We start from the raw sequence: 19928 nt of genomic DNA, 5'->3' as shown, positions 1-19928 counted from the left end.
AGGTGTAGAGTCGATTTGAAGATTTTATGCGGAGCGAGAAATGAACATAGGTGAAGCGGCTAAGGCCTCGGGCGTAACGGCGAAGATGATCCGCTACTACGAGAGCGTCGGCTTGCTCAATCCGGTGGGACGAACGTCGTCGGGTTATCGCGTGTATGGTGCGCAGGAGGTTCATGCATTGCGGTTCGTCCGGCAAGCGCGCCGGCTTGGTTTCCTGGTGGAAGACATACGCAAATTGCTGGCGCTATGGCAAGACCGCTCGCGTGCAAGCGCCGAAGTGAAGGCGATTGCAACTGAGCACGTCGCCGAACTGGACCGTCGGATCGATGAACTAACGAGCATGCGCGATACGCTCGTTCATCTTGCAAACCACTGTCACGGCGACGAGCGTCCTGATTGCCCCATTTTGGATCAGCTGGCGGAGTCATGCACCAAAAATGTGCTTTCGCTCACGGCCGCTGTAGAAAAAGCTGCTTGAAATCAGTCGGTTGAGTAAGACAAAAAAGACGCACCACTGCGTGACGAAATGCACAGTGTTCATGCATATAGCTACACTTTTTGAGATTCAAGCGCTATAATCCGGGTTATCCCTTATGCGGGTAATCCCTGACCCGAAATGCCAGGGATCGTTGAAATCCTTGGAGAAAGATCATGTTTGCAGTCCTGCTCGAAAAACTCAGCATCTGGTTTGAAACCGCCGAACAACGTCGCCGTGAAGAGTATCTGGCGCAATCAGCGGATATCGTTCAGCTCGAAATGCGCATCCGCTCGCTCGAATCGAACGGCTACAACGCTTAAGGCGCAGTAGCGCCGTACAAGGCGCCACGGCCATGCAAAAAGCCCCGCAACGCGGGGCTTTGTCGTTTTTGGCGCGCTGCTTGTTCTGCTTACTTCGTTTGCGGATGCGCCGCGAGCCACTGCTTCATGAAGCGGATTTCCTTTTCCTGCGCCGCAACGATGTCCTTCGCCAGCTTGCGCAGCTTCGCGTCCTTGCCGTACTTCAGCTCGACCTTCGCCATTTCCACCGCGCCTTCGTGATGCGGGATCATGTGCGCGACGAAATCGCGGTCGGCGTCGCCGCTGTACTGTATGTCGGACATGCCCGACATCATCGACTTGTCGGCGGCCTGAAAGTCCGCTGTCGATGACGATCCCGCCGCGTTCGGCGTGGCTTCGGACATATGCATGCCGTGCATGGAGTCGTGAGCGGGCGCGGCCGTCTGCGCCATGGCGGTGGCGCTGCAAAGCGAGATGAGAAGGGCAAGCAGCGTTCTGGTCGATTGCATCGTATCTCCTGAGAAGGGCCGGTTGTGAGGCAAAACACCTAGCCTAAAGCTTGCCACCGGGGTAAGGTAAAGCGGTTTCGTCTACATAAAAGAGCGAGCGATGCGCAGCCATATCCACGACGCGACGAAGGCTTTCCGAAGCACGCGAAGCAATACGGCACGACGCGTTCGCGCGGCACTCGGCGCATGCCTTTGCGTCATCGCGCCACTGGCGTTCGGCACGCCGGGCGGCGAGCCGCTGGTGCTGGACACGCAAACGGGCATCCACAGCGGCGTGCCGGGGACCGTGCTTCAGACGGGGCCGCTCGGCGGGCCCGGCATGGTGCCCATGGCCACGCTGCCCGGACCGCCGCAGCAGGAACAGCCGCCTATCGTCGTTTCTCCGTACATCGACTATTCGTCGGGGCAAGCAACTGCGCCTGCGCAATCCAACGGCAGGCGGCACGGCAATTCCCGCACGCCTTATCCCTGAGTCGAGCAAGTTCAGGCCGCGCGGTGCTCCAGCTTGAACGATGCGTTCTTGTCTTCGCCGAGCGTATCGACGAGATATGGCAGCACTTGCTTGAGTTCGGCGGCGAGCGTATAGGGCGGATTCAAAATAAACATGCCGCTGCCGTAGAGCCCGAAGCCGTCTTCGGGCGGCTGCCTCACGGTCAATGCCGCATGCAGCCAGCCATTGGGTCGAATGGCCTTCAATTGCTCCGCGAAGCGCTGCGACTCCGGTCGCGCGACGATCGGATACCACACCGCGTAAGTGCCCGTCGCGAACCGCTTGAGCGATTCCTCAAGACAAGCAAGCGTGCGCGCGTAGTCGCGCTTGTCTTCGTATGACGGGTCGATCAGCACGAGCGCGCGGCGCGGCGGCGGCGGCAGAATGGCCTTGATGCCGTCGAAGCCATCGCCTTCGTAGATCATCGCGCGGCGGCCTGCATCGCGGAAGTTATGACGCAGCACGTCGATTTCCGTGCTGTGCAACTCGTACAAACGCATGCGGTCCTGTTCGCGCATGAGCCGCCACGCGAGATACGGCGAGCCAGGATAGAAGCGCAATTCACCATCGGCGTTCAGGGCCGTGACTTCATCGACATAATCGGCGATGAGCGGCGGCAAATCCGTGCGTTCCCACAGCCGCGCGATGCCGTTTTCATACTCGGCATTCTTCGCGGCGAAGCCCTCCGTCAGCGAGTAGACGCCGGCGCCCGCATGCGTGTCGATATACCAATACGATTTGTCTTTCTGGGCGAGATGGCGAAGCATCCGGACGACGAGCGCGTGCTTCAGCACGTCGGCGTGATTTCCCGCATGGAAGGCGTGGCGGTAACTGAGCATGGCGAAAGGCCCGCGGAGGGCAACAGAAAACGAGTTCAGGGCAAACGGCGCGGCACGTCCGGCATGCGCGAAGGGCACTCATTGTAGCCGAGCGTCGCTTCGTATTCGCTGCAGTGCGACACGCCGTTCATGCACAATAGCCGCTTCCGGTCGTCCATGACTAGTCGGCCGAACGGTCTAGGTGTTCTCATGCGCGGCGTGACTCGTCCTATGCCGAACGGCCAGATTGCGGCCAATGGCGTCGCATGTTGTCATTCAACTGTCAGAGAGGAGGTTCGCATGTCACAGAACGGCAAGCTCGATGGTAAAACCGCGGTCGTCACGGGCGCGGCGAGCGGCATTGGCCGCGCAATCGCAATCACACTTGCACAGGCGGGCGCGGCAGTCGCTATCGCGGACCTAAATCAGTCAGGCGCGGATACCGTCGCCGCCGAGATTCGCGAAAAGGGCGGCAAGGCTATCGGCATCGCGATGGACGTGACGGACGAGAACGCGGTCAAGCAGGGTATCGACCGGGTCGCGGCGGAATTGGGATCGGTGGATATCCTCGTGTCGAACGCGGGCATTCAGATCGTCAATCCCATCGAAAATTATGCCTACTCGGACTGGAAGAAGATGATGGCCATTCACGTCGATGGCGCCTTCCTCACGACCAAGGCCGCGTTGAAGCACATGTACAAGGACGATCGCGGCGGCGTCGTCATCTACATGGGCTCGGTGCATTCGCATGAAGCGTCGCCGCTCAAGTCCGCTTATGTGACCGCCAAGCACGGTTTGCTCGGGCTTGCGCGCGTCCTGGCAAAGGAAGGCGCAAAACATAACGTGCGCTCACACGTGGTGTGTCCGGGCTTCGTGCGCACGCCGCTCGTCGACAAGCAGATTCCCGAACAAGCGAAGGAACTCGGCATTAGCGAGGAAGAAGTCGTGAAGCGCGTGATGCTGGGCGGCACGGTCGACGGCGTGTTCACCACGGTGGAAGACGTCGCGCAGATGGTGCGGTTCCTGTCCGAGTTCGAGACAGCGGCGCTCACGGGGCAATCGTTCGTGGTGAGCCACGGCTGGTTCATGCAATAAGCGAAAGACACGCACGCGAGAAAGCGGAGGCATCGGCATGGCGGAAATCGACGACAGCGAAGCGCTGCAACCGGAGACTCAGAACGAAGGCGACAAGCGCATCGACTTGCCGCCTTACGAGACCATCGCGCTCATGCTGCAGGGCGGCGGTGCGCTCGGCGCGTATCAGGCGGGCGTCTATCAAGGGCTCTACGAAGCGGGCATCGAGCCGAACTGGATCGCCGGCATCTCCATCGGCGCGCTGAATACGGCGATCATCGCGGGCAATGCGCCTAAGGATCGCGTGCCGCGTCTGCTCCAGTTCTGGGAAACCATTTGTCAGCCGGCATTTGGGTTTCCATTGCCGGCGTTCATCGAGCATGCGCTGTTCGAATCGCCCGACGAGATTCGCAAGGCGTTCACCGCGTGGCAGGCGTTGGGCGCGATCGTGGAAGGGCAAAAGGGCTTTTTCGTGCCGCGCTTTCCGCCCCCTTCGCCGCTCGCGGCCGGCTCGCCGCAGACCGCAAGTTATTACGACACGACGCCGCTTCGGGCCACGCTGGAAGGCCTGTGCGACTTCGATCGCATCAACTCGGGCGAAAAGCGCGTGTCGGTCGGTGCGGTCAACGTGGCAACCGGTAACTTCGCTTACTTCGACAATACGAAGATCAAGCTGCGCGCCGAGCATTTCATTGCGTCGGGCGCGCTGCCGCCGGGCTTTGCGGCAGTCGAGGTCGACGGCCAGTTCTACTGGGACGGCGGCCTCATGTCCAACACGCCGCTCTACGAGATTGCGCAGGCCACGCCGCGTCGCGACACACTCGCATTTCAGGTCGATCTCTGGAGCGCGCGCGGGCCGGTGCCGGACAGCATCGTCGACGTCATGGGTCGCGTGAAAGACGTTCAATATTCCAGCCGCACGCGTCTCGTGACGGATCAGATGCAGCGCTCACAGCGGTATCGCAACGTATTGCAGCACGTGCTGGATCTCGTGCCCGAGGAACTGCGCAACAACGACGAATGGTGCCGGCGCGCGGCCGAACTCGCGTGCTCGAAGCGCTACAACGTGATCCACCTGATTTACCGCCACAAGGAATACGAAGGGCATTACAAGGACTATCAATTCGGCCTTTCGACCATGCGCGAGCATTGGAGTAGCGGGCTCGACGACATTCGCCGCACGCTCGCGCATCGCGACTGGCTGAAAATGCCGAACGGCGACTCCGGCTTCATCACGCATGACATTCATCGCGACGGGAGCTGATCGTGCTCGGCGGATTTGCTTGAGTGACTCGTGCGCGCGCGTTTTTGTGACCCTTTGTATAATTCGGGCCTATCGAACACGCGTTGCCGATGGTGGCAGCCGATAACCGTCCCTCCAAGCTTGAGATGAATTCCATCGCCGTCTGCTTCGTCTGTCTCGGCAACATCTGCCGGTCGCCCAGCGCCGAAGCGGTGATGCGCGATCTCGTCGAGGAGGCGAAGCTTTCGGACAGGATCATCATCGACTCGGCGGGAACGGGCGACTGGCATATCGGACATCCGCCCGACGAGCGCGCTCAACGTGCCGCAAAGAAGCGCGGCTACGACCTCTCACCGTTGCGCGGGAGGCAGATCACGGCCGAAGACTTCGCTCGCTTCGACCTGTTGATCGTGATGGATGACAAGAACGTCGCGGCGCTTACGGCGGTCTGTCCGCCGGAGCGTCGCGACAAGATTCGCCTGTTGATGGAGTTCGCGACGCGTGACGACAGCCGCGTGGTCATCGACCCCTATTTCGGCGGAGACGACGGTTTCGAGCGCGTGCTCGATCAGTGCGAAGACGCTTGTGAGGGGCTGCTGGCGGCTCTGCGGACGCAACTCGTCAGTTGAATTGGGCACGACGCGGCGGCCTTGCGCGCGGCAAGAAATAGAATTAAACAGCTACTTATCTAGTCCCGGATACTTGACTAAAACTGTGGGATATTTATACTTGACAGAAATCATCGAGTATTAGCGGTAGCCCCCAATTATGAGACTCACCACGAAAGGCCGTTTCGCCGTCACGGCGATGATCGACCTGGCATTGCGCCAGGAGCAGGGCCCGGTGACGTTGGCAGGCATCAGCCAGCGCCAGCGCATCTCGCTTTCCTATCTCGAACAGTTGTTCGGCAAGCTGCGTCGCCACGAGATCGTCGAGTCCGTACGTGGGCCGGGCGGCGGGTACAACCTCGCGCGCCGCGCCGAGAACGTCACGGTGGCCGACATCATCATCGCGGTCGACGAACCGATCGACGCCACGCAATGCGGCGGCAAGGGCACGTGCGAAGGCACCAAGCAGCACGACGGCCACTGCATGACGCACGAACTGTGGGCGACGCTCAATCAGAAGATGGTCGAGTATCTCGATTCCGTCTCGCTGAAAGATTTGGTCGATCAGCAGCGCGCTCGCGAAGGTTCGTCGTCGGTGTTGCGCGACCGCCGCGCCGAACCGGCGGGCGTCGAAGCCGCGCGTGTGGTGCCCAAGGGGCCGAATTCCATTTTCAACCTGGCTGGTTGAAGCCGCGCGGCGCGTCTCATGAAGCGCGAGTGCGAGCATCCCGGCCACGTGTATTGAACGATTTTCCCGGAGCGACAGATGAATAACGACATTCCCCACCTGCCCATTTATATGGATTACAGCGCGACGACCCCCGTCGATCCGCGCGTGGTGGACAAGATGATTCCGTATCTTCGCGAGCAGTTCGGCAATCCGGCTTCGCGCAGCCATCAGTACGGCTGGGACGCGGAGCGGGCAGTCGAGGAAGCGCGCGAAAACGTCGCGGCGCTCGTCAATGCCGATCCGCGCGAAATCATCTGGACGTCGGGCGCGACGGAGTCGGACAACCTCGCGATCAAGGGCGCCGCGCACTTCTACAAGAGCAAGGGCAAGCACATCATCACGGTGAAAACCGAGCACAAGGCCGTGCTCGACACCACGCGCGATCTCGAGCGAGAAGGCTTCGAAGTCACGTATCTGGATGTCAAGGACGACGGTCTCATCGACCTGGACAAGTTCAAGGCCGCCATTCGTCCCGACACGATCCTCGTATCGGTGATGAGCGTGAACAACGAGATCGGCGTGATTCAGGACATCGAGGCGATCGGCGAGATCACGCGTGAAAAGGGCATCATTTTTCACGTCGATGCAGCGCAAGCCACCGGCAAGATCGCGATCGATCTGCAGAAGCTGAAGGTCGATCTGATGTCGTTCTCGGCGCACAAGACGTATGGGCCGAAGGGCATCGGCGCGCTGTACGTGCGTCGCAAGCCGCGCGTGCGTATCGAGGCGCAGATGCACGGCGGCGGTCACGAACGCGGCATGCGTTCGGGCACGCTCGCGACGCATCAGATCGTCGGCATGGGCGAGGCTTTCCGTATCGCGCGTGAGGAAATGGCCACCGAGAACGAGCGTATCCGCATGCTGCGCGACCGTCTGCTCAAGGGCCTGCAAGACATGGAAGAGGTGTACGTGAACGGCGACATGGAACGCCGCGTGCCGCACAACCTCAACATCAGCTTCAATTTCGTCGAAGGCGAATCGCTCATCATGGCGGTCAAGGATGTCGCGGTGTCGTCGGGTTCGGCGTGCACGTCGGCGTCGCTGGAACCGTCGTATGTGCTGCGTGCGCTCGGCCGCAACGACGAGCTGGCGCATAGCTCGATCCGCTTCACGGTCGGCCGCTTTACGACCGAGCAGGATGTCGATTACGTCATCAACCTGCTGAAGAACAAGATTGCAAAGCTGCGCGATCTGTCGCCGCTGTGGGAAATGCACAAGGATGGCATCGATATCTCGAGCATCCAGTGGGCGGCGCACTGAGCGCATCACGAATGGTTTGGCGACTGGCCGCGTGTCGGTCGAGAGAATGTTGCTCCGCCTCTCGCGGAGATAGATCACCGGAGAATTCGAATCATGGCTTATAGCGACAAGGTTCTGGACCACTACGAAAACCCGCGCAACGTCGGCTCCTTCTCGAAGGACGACGACACGGTCGGCACCGGCATGGTCGGCGCACCGGCTTGCGGCGACGTGATGAAACTGCAGATCCGCGTGGGCGCGGACGGCGTGATCGAAGACGCGAAGTTCAAGACGTACGGCTGCGGCTCGGCCATCGCGTCGAGCTCGCTCGTGACCGAATGGGTGAAGGGCAAGACGCTGGATCAGGCGCTGACGATCAAGAACACGCAGATCGCCGAGGAACTCGCACTGCCGCCCGTGAAGATTCACTGCTCGATTCTCGCCGAAGACGCAATCAAGGCAGCGGTCGCCGACTACAAGGAACGTCACGGCGTGGCGGCTCCCCAGGCCGAGCAGACGGAAGCCAAGCAACACGCGGCCTGAATGCGGCATGAAGGTGGCGTAGGCAACGACCCTGGAATGGCGCCGGCAAGATCGGCGCCTCGGATTTCGAAGTAACGCAGCAAGTAAAGAGCGCGACGCAAAGACTATGGCAATCACGTTGACGGAGAAGGCAGCACAGCACGTGCATAAGTATCTGGCGCGACGCGGCAAGGGCGTCGGGCTGCGCCTGGGCGTGCGTACGACGGGCTGTTCGGGTCTCGCGTACAAGCTCGAATATGTCGATGAACTCGCACCGGAAGACATGGTGTTCGAGTCGGCGGGCGTGAAGGTCGTGATCGATCCGAAAAGCCTCGCCTATCTCGACGGCACCGAACTGGATTTCGCGCGCGAAGGGCTGAACGAAGGCTTTCGCTTCAACAACCCGAACGCGAAGGACGAGTGCGGCTGCGGCGAGTCGTTCCGCGTATAACCGGGCATGACGCCGGCGGTATCGGCAAAAGAGGCGGCGCGTGCCGCCTTTTTCATTCGCGCTTCGACTTTGCTGCATCCTTCGAGACATCTTCCGAGTAACCGGTAATCTTCAATGGCATCGCTCAACGACAGTCACTTCGATCTCTTCGACTTGCCGCCGGTCTTCGCGGTCGATCAGCAAGCGCTCGACGACGCGTATCGCACCGTGCAGGCGCAAGTGCATCCGGACCGCTTCGCCTCGGCGGGCGACGCGCAACGCCGAATCGCGATGCAATGGGCGACGCGCGCCAACGAGGCTTACCAAACGCTGCGCGATCCGTTGAAGCGCGCGCGCTACATGCTGTCGCTGCGCGGTATCGACGTCGGCGCGGAAAACAATACGGCGATGGAACCCGCGTTCCTCATGCAGCAAATGGAATGGCGCGAGAATATCGAGGATGCGGCCGGCGCGAAGAATATCGGCGCGCTCGAATCCTTGCTCGACGAATTGCGCGATGAAGAACGTGTGCGCTTCACCAAGCTCGAAGCGCTGATCGACAGCAAGTCGGATCAGGCGGCAAGCGAGGCGGTGCGGCAGCTGATGTTCATCGAGCGCGTGGCGCATGAAATCGGCACGCAGATCGAGCGGCTCGAAACCGCCTGACGTACAAGAGCCTCAGGCGCCGCACACAACCCCATAAGATCAACGATGGCTTTACTGCAAATCTCAGAACCCGGCATGGCGCCCGCACCGCATCAGCGGCGCGTGGCGGTCGGTATCGATCTCGGCACGACGAACTCGCTCGTGGCGGCCGTGCGCAACAGCGTGCCCGAAGCGCTTCCCGACGAGGACGGCCATGTGCTGCTGCCGTCGGTGGTGCGCTATCTGGAGAAGGGCGGACGGCGCATCGGCCGCGTCGCGAAGGAAGAAGCGGCCATCGATCCGCGCAACACGATCGTGTCCGTCAAGCGCTTCATGGGTCGAGGCAAGAGTGAGGTGGAGGGCGCGGAGAACGCGCCGTACGATTTCATCGACGCGCCCGGCATGGTGCAGATTCGTACGATCGACGGCGTGAAGAGCCCGGTCGAGGTGTCGGCCGAGATTCTCGCCACGCTGCGTTATCGCGCGGAAGATTCGCTCGGCGAAGATCTGGTCGGCGCGGTCATTACCGTGCCCGCCTATTTCGATGAAGCCCAGCGCCAGGCCACCAAGGACGCCGCGAAGCTCGCCGGCCTCAATGTGCTGCGACTGCTGAACGAACCGACCGCGGCGGCCATCGCTTATGGTCTCGACAACGCATCGGAAGGTCTGTACGCGGTCTACGATCTCGGCGGCGGAACTTTTGATCTGTCCATTCTCAAGCTCACCAAGGGCGTCTTCGAAGTACTCGCGGCCGGCGGCGATTCCGCGCTCGGCGGCGACGATTTCGACCACGTGCTGTATCGGCATGTGATTGCGCAGGCGGGCGTCGAAGTCACTTCGCCCGAAGACGTGCGGCTCTTGCTGGACCATGTGCGAGTCGCGAAGGAAGCGCTTTCGTCGGCCGATGAAACGCGCGTCCAGGCGACGCTTTCGGACGGCCGCGTGATCGATGTCGCCGTGACCGAAGCGCAGTTCGACACGCTCACCGAAGCGCTCGTCGCGCGCACGCTCGGACCCACGAGAAAGGCGCTGCGCGATGCCAAGGTCGCGCCCGCCGAGATCAAGGGCGTGGTGCTGGTCGGCGGCGCGACGCGCATGCCGGTGATCCGCCGCGCGGTGCAGACGTATTTCGGCCAGCCGCCGCTCGTCAATCTCGACCCGGATCAGGTCGTGGCGCTCGGCGCCGCGATTCAGGCCGATCTGCTCGCCGGCAACCGTCGCGGCGAAGGCGACGACTGGCTCTTGCTCGACGTGATTCCGCTGTCGCTCGGCGTCGAAACCATGGGCGGTCTCACCGAAAAAATCATTCCGCGCAACTCGACGATCCCGACCGCGCGCGCGCAAGACTTCACCACGTTCAAGGACGGCCAGACGGCAATGGCGATCCACGTGGTCCAGGGCGAACGCGAACTCGTGTCCGACTGCCGCTCGCTCGCGCGTTTCGAATTGCGCGGCATTCCGCCGATGGCGGCGGGCGCTGCGCGCATTCGCGTGACGTATCAGGTCGATGCCGACGGCTTGCTGTCCGTTTTCGCGCGCGAGCAGATTTCGGGCGTGGAAGCGTCGGTGGTGGTGAAGCCGTCCTACGGTCTCGCCGATGACGACGTCGCGCGCATGCTCGAGGAAAGTTTCAAGACCGCCGAGACCGACATGCAGGCCCGCGCGCTGCGCGAGGCACAGGTCGATGCAGAACGGCTGGTCGAAGCCACGCACGCGGCGCTCGCGGCAGACGCCGAGTTGCTCGACGAGAGCGAACGCGCGCAGATCGAAACGCTGGCGGAAGAACTCGCGACCATCGCGAAGGGCGATTCGGCGCAACGTATCGAAGACGCGACCAAGGCGCTTTCCGTTGCAACCGACGAATTCGCCGCGCGCCGCATGAACAAGAGCATTCGCCGCGCACTCGCCGGCCGCAAGCTCGACGATGTCTGATCCATTCGGAAATTCACGGAAAACTTAAGTCCATGCCTCAAATCGTTGTGCTTCCTCACGTGGAGCTTTGCCCGGACGGCGCGGTCATCGACGCCGATATCGGCAAGAGCATCTGCGACAATCTGCTGGAACACGGTATCGAGATCGAACACGCCTGCGAGAAGTCGTGCGCGTGCACGACCTGCCACGTCATCATCCGCGAGGGCTTCAACGCGCTCGAACCGTCGGAGGAAGACGAGGACGATCTCCTCGACAAGGCTTGGGGCCTCGAACCGACATCGCGGTTATCATGTCAGGCAATGGTGCCGGCCGACGAGGATCTGGTGGTCGAGATCCCGCGCTACACCATTAACCACGCCAAAGAAAATCACTGACGGAGGCTCGCTCATGAAGTGGACAGATACTCAAGAGATCGCAATGGCCTTGACCGATGCGCATCAGGATATCGATCCCCAGTATGTGCGTTTCACGGACCTGCATCGCTGGGTGACGGAGTTGGTTGGTTTCGACGACGATCCGCAGAGCTCGAATGAAAAGATTCTAGAAGCCATTCAGGCTGCGTGGATCGAAGACGCGGATTATTGATCGCGTTGGTATCGTCTAAAAGACGGCGACTCTCGAAAGAGGTCGCCGTTTTATTTTGAGCGCGCGGCATTTCACCATATTGATTTTCCTCATTCCCTTGCCGCTTTAATCTTGACAGAACTTGACGTTGTGCGCGTTGTTGACGGTCTTTCCCGCACTTAAAATCGCGCCCACTGCCTTCTGTCAGTCAAGGCCGGATTCGATTCATCGCCCAGCGACGTTTCGTATTGCAAACAAATTTTACATGCCCGCGTGAAGGCGGCGTGTGGCCGTCCCCATGCTGGACGGCCTGTGGCGATCACTTGAGGAGAAGTACATGGGGAAACTCGACCTGTCGCGTCGTGGTTTTCTGAAAGCGGCTGCACTCGCGGGCGTTTCGGTATTCGTCGCGCCCTTAGGCAGCCGTGCGTTCGCCGCGTTGTTCGAAGAGAAGATACTCACGCCCGTTCAATGGGATGCCACGAACGGAAGCGCAAAGTTTCGTATCGACGGCATGGCCAAGGTAACGGGCGCGAAGGTCTTCGCGCGCGACATCCGCGCGGCCGACATGCCGCATTGGCCGCAGCAACAATCGCACGCGCTGATCCTGCGCGTGACGCGGGCCGACTGTCTGTACGAAGGCTTCGATCTGTCGGTGCTCGGCGATGCGCTGAAGCCCGATCGCGTCGTCACCGCGGAAGATCTCGCGCGCGACAAGCTCGCCTTCCCCGCGTTCTATGGCGACGACATGTTCCTGCCCGCCGGGAAGACGCCCGCGTATCTTGGCCAGGCCGTTGCGATGCTGATTTATCACGACTTCGCGCGCTTCCGTTTCGCGAAGGAAAAGCTCCAGTTCCGCGATGGCGTGATCCGTTACGGCGCAACGACGGGTCCGCTCGAGCGCGATCCGTGGGCGTCGTTTCGCTTCGTGCGCGTCGGCGGCAAGACGCCTTTCGACGAAGACACGTTTTCGAGCCTGAAGAACACGCCGCTCTTTCCGCACATGATGAAGAAGCGCGCGCCCGTCTGGGCCGACGCTCATGAACACGGCAAGCTCGACGAGCAGGGCATGTTCCACGCGCAAAGTATTGCCGACCAGCTCGATCATCCGCCGGCGGACTGGCTCGTCGTGGATCGCGAATACAAGACGCAATCGGTCGATACGGCCGCGCTCGAGCCCGACAACGCGAATTGCTGGTACGACGCGGCGACTCAGTCGCTGCACATGGTCGTCCCGACGCAAGGTCCGCACGAAGTCGCGGAAAGCGCTGTGGAGATGGCGGCCAAGTCGCATTTTCCAGTGAAGAACCTGTTCCTGCATCCGTGCTACACGGTGGGCTACGGTTCGAAGGATCACTTCAACGTGCCGTTCTACGGTCTCGTCGCGGCCATGTATGGCGAGGGCCGTCCCGTGCGCCTGGCTTTCGACCGCTTCGAACAGTTCCAGAGCTCGCTCAAGCGTCACGCGTTCGACATGCGCTATCGCATGGCGATCGACAAGAACACCGGCCTCATTCAAGCCTTCAAGGGCGACTTCGAAGCGAACGGCGGCGGACGCTGCAACTTCTCGCCATCGGTCGCGATGGTCGGCGCCACCGCGGCGCAGTCGATCTACTACATTCCGCAGAGCGATCTGACCGCGATCGCGATTGCCTCGCGCGCGGTCGATGCCGGTTCGGCGCGCGGTTACGGCACGCTGCAAAGCATGGCCGCGACCGAGATGATGATCGACGAGATCGCGCAGAAGCTCGATATCGACCCGATCGATTTTCGCCTGAAGAACGTGTTCCGCACCGGCATGAAGAACACGCAAGGCGCCATTCCCGCCGGCGCGTTGCGCGCCGAGGAAGTGCTGCGTCGCGCGAAGGAACTGCCGCTGTGGACCGAACGCATGCGGCGCAAGAGCGATTTCGAGGCGGCGCATCCGGGAATGCGCTATGGCATCGGGTTCGCGTGTACGCAGAAGGACTTCGGTACGGGCGCGGAAAGCGCCTTCGCGAAGGTGGAGTTCACGGCCGACGGGCGCATCGCGTTGAGTCACTCGGGCGCGGAGATCGGCACCGGCACGTCGACCTCGCAGGCCCTCGCGGTCGCGAAGTGGCTCGGCAAGCCCGCCGTCGAGGTGCATATGGCGATCATCGACTGGACGGATCTGCCGGTCGTGACGAGCGGCGATCCGTACATCATGTCGCAAGCCGAGCAGGATCGCTTGAGCGCGAATCCGCGCTGGTCGCCCGCGTACATGTCGCCGGCCAGCGCGACGAACTCCGCCTTCTACTTCACGCACGCCACGCATGAAGCGGCGCGCGTCGTGTTTCGTCACGGCATCTGGCCCGCCGCGCTCGCGCTCTGGGGGCAGGGTATCGGCGGCGGTCAGGCGACCTCGTACGTCGTGCGTGTGGAAGATGCGCGCTGGGTCGACGGCAAGCTGGCGGCCGACGGCATGGAGCCGCTTGCCTTCGACGTGCTCGCGAAGAAGGCGCATGAACTCGGGCTCGTCACGGGCGCTGCGGTGCATACCTTCAATCGCTGGCAGTGGAGCGAGGCGCAGTTCGATATCGCGGGCACCGTCGATCAGGTACCGCTCGACGGACTCTCGGTGCGCTTCGGCAGCGCCGATGCCGCCAACGGCAAGCAACGCGGCAAGGCCACGGCCAACGGCTATACCGTGCTCGATCGCAAACGCGTGTTCATCCCGCCCGTGCAGCGCAACAACGCCGCGGTCACGTATTACAGCGCGGTCGGCACGCTCGTCGAGCTTGCTATCGACTCGGCCAGCGGCAAGGTCGATCTGCTCTCGCATCATTCGATCATGGAATGCGGCAATCAGATCGCGCCGCAACTCGTCTCCGGGCAGTTGCAAGGCGGCCTCGCGATGGGCATCGGCCACGCGCTGCATGAGTATCTGCCGCTTTACGAAGACGGTCCCGGCAACGGCACGTGGAACTTCAACCGCTATCACTTGCCGCTCGCAAGCGATGTCGCCGTCTGGAAGCAAACCAGCGAAGTGTTGCCGCCGCTCTCCGAGACCGATCCGCCTAAAGGCATCGCCGAAGTGGTGATGATTCCGGTGGTCGGAGCCATCGTCAACGCGATCGCGCATGCGATCGGACATCGATTCACCGATCTGCCGGTGAGCCCGCAAAACATTCAGGAGGTGCTCGCATGACGGCCATCCCATCCGCCGCGGGCGTCGAATCGCGCTCGCTCTCCATGACGATCAACGGCAATAAGGTCGGCCCGATGCAGGTGCCATCCGGCTTGCCGATGATCGATTTCCTGCACGAGTATCTCGGCCTGACCGGCTCGCGTCTCGGCTGCGGGCAGGGCATCTGCCACGCGTGCGTCGTGATCGTCGACCGGGCCGATGGCACGAGCGAGGAAGTGCGTTCGTGCATCAACGGCGCGCATTTCTTCGACGGCAAGAACGTGCGGACCGTCGAGGGACACGCGAAGCGCAACGAGCAGGGCGAAGTCGTCGAACTGGCGCCCGTGCAGCAGAAGTTCCTGGAACATTTCAGCTTCCAGTGCGGCTATTGCACGCCGGGTTTCGTCAACGCGACGATGGTCCTGCTCGACAACCTGAAGCGCAATCCCATCGCGAGGGATCAGATCGAAGCGACCATCATGTCGGCGCTCGACAGCCACATCTGCCGTTGCACAGGTTACGTGCGCTACTACGAAGCCGTGAAGGAACTGGTGCTCACGACGCCCGGCCTGGTGAAGGACGCAGCATGACGAGACTGAATGTGACTCGCTTCGTGTCGCGCTGCGTCGTGCGGCTGATTCCACTCGCGCTTGCCGCTTTCGCGTTGAGCGCGTGCGGCGACCGTCGGGACGCGCCCGTTCACATCACGAGCTCGCCCGAGCAGATCGCGCGTGGACGCTATCTCGCGCATGCGGCGGATTGCGCCGCATGCCACACGGCGAACGGCGGCGCGCCGTTCGCGGGCGGCGTGAAGCTGCAATCGCAGTTCGGCACGTTCTACGGCACCAACATCACGCCCGATACGAAGTACGGCATCGGCTCTTATAGCGCCGACGACTTCTACGCCGTGCTGCATGAAGGCAAGTCGCCGAATGGCAAGCTGTATCCGGCGATGCCTTATACGTCGTATCGACAGATCACGCGCGAGGACAGTGACGCCCTTTACGCGTATCTGATGGCGCAAAAGCCGGCAGCCGTGCCGAGTCTCAAGCCGATCCTCTCGTTTCCCTACAACGTGCGCTTCGCCGTGCGTTTCTGGGACATGCTGTTCTTGAACGACACCTTGCCGGATGCGTCGCAGGGACAATCGGCGGACTGGACGCGCGGGCGCTATCTGGCCAACGCGCTCGGCCATTGTGCCGAGTGCCACACGCCGCGTGGTGCCTTCGGCCAGTTGCAGGATGCGAAGACGCTGCAAGGCGAAGCCCTCGGCCGTGTCGGCGCGCCCGACATCACGCCGCAAGCGCTTGCCGCGCGTGGCTGGAATGCCGCCGATCTGCAGACATTCTTCGCGACGGGCGTCGCGCGGCAAGGCTCGGCGTATGGCGAGATGCATCCCGTGATCTATCTGAGCACGCAGCATCTGGATTCCAACGATCTGCGCGCGCTCGCCACGTATCTGCTCGGCGACAAGCCGCAGGCAGCCGCGCCGCTCGCCGCCATTCAGTCGGGTGACGCCACGCGGCTCGCTGCGGGACGCTCGCTCTATCTGGATTCTTGCGCGGGTTGTCACGGGCACGAGGGCGAGGGCAAGCCGCACGTCACGGTAGCGATGGACGGAAACTCGACCTTGCGTCTGGCCGATCCGCGCAACCTGATCGTGTCGATGCTCGATGGCATAAAGGCGCAGCCGTTCCCGCACGGCGAGGCCATGCAGGACATGCCTGGATTCGCGGGCACGTATAGCGACGAGCAGATCGCCGAACTGGCGAATTATCTTCGCGCAACGTGGGGCGGACAGCCTGCCGAGATCACGGCAGACAAGGTGAAGTCGCTGAGGTAGTCGCGGTTTTCCGCAGCGCGAACGAAAGAGGCCACGGCTCGGCGAGCGTGGCCTCTTTTGCTTGGGGTTTGCCGGGCATTCGAGCACCCAAGTCGCCGTGACATCGTTGGGCGACAGTGCGTCGCTCGATCGATTCTTCGCGTTGGGTTTCAAACCGCTCGCCGCGCACCCGAGCACAGGAATCGCCGTGGTATCCGAGCGCCGGCGCGCTCATGCTCCGCGCTGCATTAATCAGGCAGAAGACTTCTCAAACGCGCACGCCGCGTTCGACGAGCTGCCGCTGCAACGCTGGCCACATCTTCGCGACCGCTTCCTCGCCCGCCAAAATCGATGCGTTGCGCTGGCTGAAGTCGCTGCTGCTCATGGCATTGAGATTCGGCCGGATGACCGCGTCCGCGTACTTGTCGAGTTCATAAGCCTTGATGGTCTGGCCCATGATCGTGAAGGTCTGCATGAGCACGTCGAACGAGCTTTGCGTGACGCCGCTTTCGGGACGCGCCGAAATATCCACAGCGATCACGAAGTCCGCGCCCATCTTGTGCGCGAATGCGGCGGGTACGGGACTCACCAGCCCGCCATCGACATATTCGTGGTCGCCGATCTTCACCGGCTCGAAGATCGACGGCACGCTGCACGACGCGCGCACCGCGATGCCCGTGTTGCCGCGCTGAAAGAGGATCGGCTGACCATTCCGAAGGTCGGTCGCGACGATGCCAAGCGGCTTCGCCATCTTCTCGATCGGACGATTGTCGAGCGTCTTGTTGAGGTAGTTCTGCAGCGCCACGCCTTGCAAGATGCCGCGCGTGCGAAAAGGCATGGCCCAGTCGCTGATCGAGGCTTCGTCCATGGTGAGCGCGAGCTTGTTGATGGCGATGCCGTTCATGCCCGACGCATACAGTGCCGCGATGACCGAGCCCGCGCTCGTGCCCGCCACGAGATCGACCGGCACGTTGCGCGCTTCGAGCGCCTTGATCACGCCGATATGCGCGAAGCCGCGCGCCGCGCCGCCACCGAGCGCAAGCCCGATGCGAACGGGCGCTTGCCGCTGGATATCCGTTTTCGGCGGCGGCGTGCTCGTGGTCGTGGTCGACGTGGCGTTGCCGCCCGTGGCGGTCGTGCACGCGGTCACGACGGATGACAGCGCCGCGAGCGAAAACGCGCGGCGCGAAAGCGAAAGACGGGATGACGATGGCTTCAAGTTGAACTCCGGGCGCGGCTTGCTGCTTTGAACGTGCCTTGGCCGGTATCGGCAAAAAGGCGCGGACATCATAAAACAAAGGCGCACGGACCGGCACAAAGCAGGCCGCGAGTATAATTCCGGTTCACTTTGACGAAGCGCCGGCCGCGTGATCCAGCCGCACGAACGCTTCCGAATCAGCCGTCATTGGACACTTCTCGTCTGCTTTGAGGCGCGTAGAGCGCGCATCGGCTTCGAGCGAGACAGACGCCATCCATCGAGTAAAACCGCAATGACCACCCAAGTCCGTACCCGCTTCGCACCGAGCCCGACCGGTTTCATCCATCTCGGCAACATCCGCTCCGCGCTCTATCCCTGGGCGTTCGCGCGCAAGATGAAGGGCACCTTCGTGCTGCGCATCGAGGACACCGATGTCGAGCGCTCCACCGAAGCCTCGGTCGATGCGATTCTCGAAGGCATGGCCTGGCTCGGCCTCGATTTCGACGAAGGTCCGTTCTATCAGATGCAGCGCATGGAGCGTTATCGCGAAGTGGTCGCGCAGATGCTGGAGAAGGGGCTTGCGTACCACTGCTATATGTCGACCGAGGAGCTCGATGCCCTGCGCGAGCGTCAGCGCGCCGCGGGCGAAAAGCCGCGTTACGACGGCACGTGGCGTCCCGAGCCGGGCAAGGAGTTGCCGCCGGTTCCCGAAGGCGTGGAACCGGTGGTGCGCTTTCGCAATCCGCTGACGGGCGTGGTCGCATGGGACGACGCCGTGAAGGGCACGGTCGAGATATCGAACGAAGAACTCGACGATCTCGTCATCGCGCGTCCCGACGGTACGCCGACCTATAACTTCTGTGTGGTCGTCGACGACCTCGACATGCAGATCACGCACGTCATTCGCGGCGATGATCACGTGAACAACACGCCGCGTCAGATCAACATCCTGCGCGCGCTCGGCGGTGAAGTGCCGGTTTACGCGCATTTGCCAACGGTGCTGAACGAGCAGGGCGATAAGATGAGCAAGCGTCACGGCGCCATGGCCGTGACCGGTTATCGCGACAACGGGTATCTGCCCGAGGCGGTCGTGAATTATCTCGCACGCCTCGGCTGGTCGCATGGCGATGCGGAAATCTTCTCGCGCGAACAGTTCGTCGAATGGTTCGACCTAGAGCATCTGGGCAAGTCGCCGGCGCAATACGACCACGACAAGCTCAACTGGCTCAACGCGCATTACATCAAGGAAGCGGACAACGGTCGCCTCGCGGAACTCACGCGGCCGTTCTTGCGCGAGGCGGGTATCGAAGCGAGCGCGATCGAGAACGGCGCGCCGCTGGAGCTGGCAATCGGGCTTTTGAAGGACCGCGCATCGACGGTGAAGGAAATCGCCGATAACGCCGTGATGTTCTATCGCGAGCCCACGATCGATCCCGAAGCGCGCAAGCAGCACGTCACCGATGCAGTGCGGCCGGCCATCGCCGATTTGCGCGCGGCGCTCGCCGAAGCGGAGTGGAGCAAGGAAGCGATCGCCGCGGCCGTGAAGGCGACCCTTGCCGCGCACAAGCTCAAGATGCCGCAACTCGCGATGCCGGTTCGCTTGCTGGTTGCAGGCACGACGCACACGCCGTCCCTCGACGCCGTGCTCGCGCTCTTCGGCCGCGAAGCCGTTTTACGTCGGCTGGAACTGGCCGCAAGCTGACTGAAGACGCAGAGCCGCGCGCGATGAATGCCAGCGATGCATGCATTGCGCGCAAATGCATGAAGAGAGATAAAAAATTTCGCTACGAGCGTCAAAGGGTATTTACAACTTCAAAAATGGCCTATAGAATCTCGTTTCTGTTCTGCAAGGGGGTATAGCTCAGCTGGGAGAGCGCTTGCATGGCATGCAAGAGGTCAGCGGTTCGATCCCGCTTACCTCCACCAAGAATGGTTTTGCAGGGCAGGTGGTATTGTTTGTATGGTTTCCAGCGTTTCGGAAGTCGCAAAAAATACTTCACAAGTAACATCAGGTTGTATAGAATTTCGGTCTTCGCTGCTTGCGGCAAGTTGTAAAGCCCAGAGCGAATGATCAAGTAGCAAAGACAGATACACAAGTTTCTGTCCCCTTCGTCTAGAGGCCTAGGACATCACCCTTTCACGGTGAGTACAGGGGTTCGAATCCCCTAGGGGACGCCAG

At 61.8% G+C, this 19928-nt stretch carries 21 protein-coding genes and 2 tRNA genes; 20 read left to right on the top strand and 3 right to left on the bottom strand.

Features of this window, described 5'->3' with window-relative positions; translation table 11 throughout:
• Positions 1-40: 40 nt before the first annotated feature.
• Together cueR and NCR98_RS08300 are read left to right on the top strand one after the other, a co-directional pair.
• Entirely contained in the window at positions 41-478 is a 438-nt protein-coding gene (gene cueR / locus NCR98_RS08305) for a Cu(I)-responsive transcriptional regulator (RefSeq protein ID WP_250525950.1), read from the top strand.
• 173 nt (positions 479-651) lie between these two features.
• A complete protein-coding gene (locus NCR98_RS08300; RefSeq protein ID WP_244825434.1) occupies positions 652-798 on the top strand; it encodes a DUF3563 family protein in 147 nt (48 codons plus the stop codon).
• An 89-nt stretch (positions 799-887) separates the two neighbouring features.
• On the opposite strand, the gene copM is transcribed toward NCR98_RS08300, so the two are convergent.
• Positions 888-1286, bottom strand: coding sequence for a CopM family metallochaperone (gene copM / locus NCR98_RS08295; protein WP_250465093.1), 399 nt, complete (start codon positions 1284-1286; stop codon positions 888-890).
• Positions 1287-1386: 100 nt separating this feature from the next.
• Here copM and NCR98_RS08290 point away from each other — a divergent pair, with 100 nt between their 5' ends.
• Positions 1387-1758 carry a hypothetical protein gene (locus tag NCR98_RS08290; protein WP_250525949.1) on the top strand — a complete coding sequence of 124 codons (372 nt, stop codon included), beginning with the start codon at positions 1387-1389 and terminating at the stop codon, positions 1756-1758.
• An 11-nt stretch (positions 1759-1769) separates the two neighbouring features.
• Here the strand turns inward: NCR98_RS08290 and NCR98_RS08285 are convergent, their stop codons facing one another.
• Positions 1770-2615 carry a 23S rRNA (adenine(2030)-N(6))-methyltransferase RlmJ gene (locus NCR98_RS08285; RefSeq protein ID WP_250525948.1) on the bottom strand — a complete coding sequence of 282 codons (846 nt, stop codon included), beginning with the start codon at positions 2613-2615 and terminating at the stop codon, positions 1770-1772.
• Positions 2616-2894: 279 nt separating this feature from the next.
• Between NCR98_RS08285 and NCR98_RS08280 the strand changes: the two genes are divergently transcribed.
• The 14 genes from NCR98_RS08280 (at position 2895) to NCR98_RS08215 (ending at position 16572) form a co-directional block, all read left to right on the top strand.
• Positions 2895-3689: a 3-hydroxybutyrate dehydrogenase gene (locus NCR98_RS08280; RefSeq protein WP_250525947.1), complete on the top strand. Its 795-nt coding sequence runs from the start codon at positions 2895-2897 to the stop codon at positions 3687-3689.
• A gap of 37 nt (positions 3690-3726) precedes the next feature.
• Positions 3727-4932 (top strand): DUF3734 domain-containing protein, encoded by a 1206-nt coding sequence (locus NCR98_RS08275; RefSeq protein ID WP_250525946.1) that lies wholly within the window; start codon positions 3727-3729, stop codon positions 4930-4932.
• Between the two features lie 125 nt (positions 4933-5057).
• A complete protein-coding gene (locus NCR98_RS08270) occupies positions 5058-5540 on the top strand; it encodes a low molecular weight protein-tyrosine-phosphatase (protein ID WP_250525945.1) in 483 nt (160 codons plus the stop codon).
• A 139-nt stretch (positions 5541-5679) separates the two neighbouring features.
• Positions 5680-6207 carry a Fe-S cluster assembly transcriptional regulator IscR gene (gene iscR, locus NCR98_RS08265; protein WP_244825427.1) on the top strand — a complete coding sequence of 176 codons (528 nt, stop codon included), beginning with the start codon at positions 5680-5682 and terminating at the stop codon, positions 6205-6207.
• A gap of 78 nt (positions 6208-6285) precedes the next feature.
• The gene (locus NCR98_RS08260) at positions 6286-7509 is read left to right on the top strand and encodes an IscS subfamily cysteine desulfurase (RefSeq protein WP_244825426.1); all 1224 of its coding nucleotides are present in this window, start codon (positions 6286-6288) and stop codon (positions 7507-7509) included.
• 93 nt (positions 7510-7602) lie between these two features.
• A complete protein-coding gene (gene iscU, locus NCR98_RS08255; RefSeq protein ID WP_244825425.1) occupies positions 7603-8031 on the top strand; it encodes a Fe-S cluster assembly scaffold IscU in 429 nt (142 codons plus the stop codon).
• Positions 8032-8137: 106 nt separating this feature from the next.
• On the top strand, positions 8138-8461 hold the full coding sequence (gene iscA, locus NCR98_RS08250) for an iron-sulfur cluster assembly protein IscA (protein ID WP_244825424.1): 324 nt from the start codon (positions 8138-8140) through the stop codon (positions 8459-8461).
• A 114-nt stretch (positions 8462-8575) separates the two neighbouring features.
• On the top strand, positions 8576-9106 hold the full coding sequence (gene hscB, locus NCR98_RS08245; RefSeq protein WP_250525944.1) for a Fe-S protein assembly co-chaperone HscB: 531 nt from the start codon (positions 8576-8578) through the stop codon (positions 9104-9106).
• A 45-nt stretch (positions 9107-9151) separates the two neighbouring features.
• Positions 9152-11017 carry a Fe-S protein assembly chaperone HscA gene (gene hscA / locus NCR98_RS08240; protein ID WP_250465083.1) on the top strand — a complete coding sequence of 622 codons (1866 nt, stop codon included), beginning with the start codon at positions 9152-9154 and terminating at the stop codon, positions 11015-11017.
• A 32-nt stretch (positions 11018-11049) separates the two neighbouring features.
• Positions 11050-11391, top strand: coding sequence for an ISC system 2Fe-2S type ferredoxin (fdx, locus tag NCR98_RS08235; protein WP_244825421.1), 342 nt, complete (start codon positions 11050-11052; stop codon positions 11389-11391).
• A gap of 13 nt (positions 11392-11404) precedes the next feature.
• Entirely contained in the window at positions 11405-11602 is a 198-nt protein-coding gene (gene iscX, locus NCR98_RS08230; protein WP_244825420.1) for a Fe-S cluster assembly protein IscX, read from the top strand.
• 316 nt (positions 11603-11918) lie between these two features.
• Positions 11919-14750, top strand: a complete 2832-nt coding sequence (locus NCR98_RS08225; protein WP_250525943.1) for a xanthine dehydrogenase family protein molybdopterin-binding subunit — start codon at positions 11919-11921, stop codon at positions 14748-14750.
• On the top strand, positions 14699-15319 hold the full coding sequence (locus tag NCR98_RS08220) for a (2Fe-2S)-binding protein (protein ID WP_459909339.1): 621 nt from the start codon (positions 14699-14701) through the stop codon (positions 15317-15319). Before NCR98_RS08225 ends, NCR98_RS08220 begins: the two co-directional genes overlap by 52 nt.
• Positions 15316-16572 carry a c-type cytochrome gene (locus NCR98_RS08215; RefSeq protein WP_250525941.1) on the top strand — a complete coding sequence of 419 codons (1257 nt, stop codon included), beginning with the start codon at positions 15316-15318 and terminating at the stop codon, positions 16570-16572. Before NCR98_RS08220 ends, NCR98_RS08215 begins: the two co-directional genes overlap by 4 nt.
• Positions 16573-16819: 247 nt before the next feature.
• Here the strand turns inward: NCR98_RS08215 and NCR98_RS08210 are convergent, their stop codons facing one another.
• Positions 16820-17770 (bottom strand): patatin-like phospholipase family protein, encoded by a 951-nt coding sequence (locus NCR98_RS08210; RefSeq protein ID WP_502799733.1) that lies wholly within the window; start codon positions 17768-17770, stop codon positions 16820-16822.
• Positions 17771-18041: 271 nt separating this feature from the next.
• On the opposite strand from NCR98_RS08210, the gene gltX reads away from it, so the two are divergent.
• The 3 genes from gltX to NCR98_RS08195 all read left to right on the top strand — a co-directional run bounded on the left by gltX (position 18042) and on the right by NCR98_RS08195 (position 19927).
• Positions 18042-19451, top strand: a complete 1410-nt coding sequence (gene gltX, locus NCR98_RS08205; RefSeq protein ID WP_250525940.1) for a glutamate--tRNA ligase — start codon at positions 18042-18044, stop codon at positions 19449-19451.
• 148 nt (positions 19452-19599) lie between these two features.
• A tRNA-Ala gene (locus NCR98_RS08200) sits at positions 19600-19675 on the top strand.
• Positions 19676-19851: 176 nt separating this feature from the next.
• Positions 19852-19927 (top strand) — tRNA-Glu (locus NCR98_RS08195).
• Position 19928: the final 1 nt, after the last annotated feature.

Source organism: Caballeronia sp. GAWG2-1 (assembly GCF_023631405.1).
Taxonomy (GTDB): Bacteria; Pseudomonadota; Gammaproteobacteria; order Burkholderiales; family Burkholderiaceae; genus Caballeronia.
Note: the sequence above shows the minus strand (reverse complement) of the source record. Positions and strands in the feature narration are given on the sequence as shown.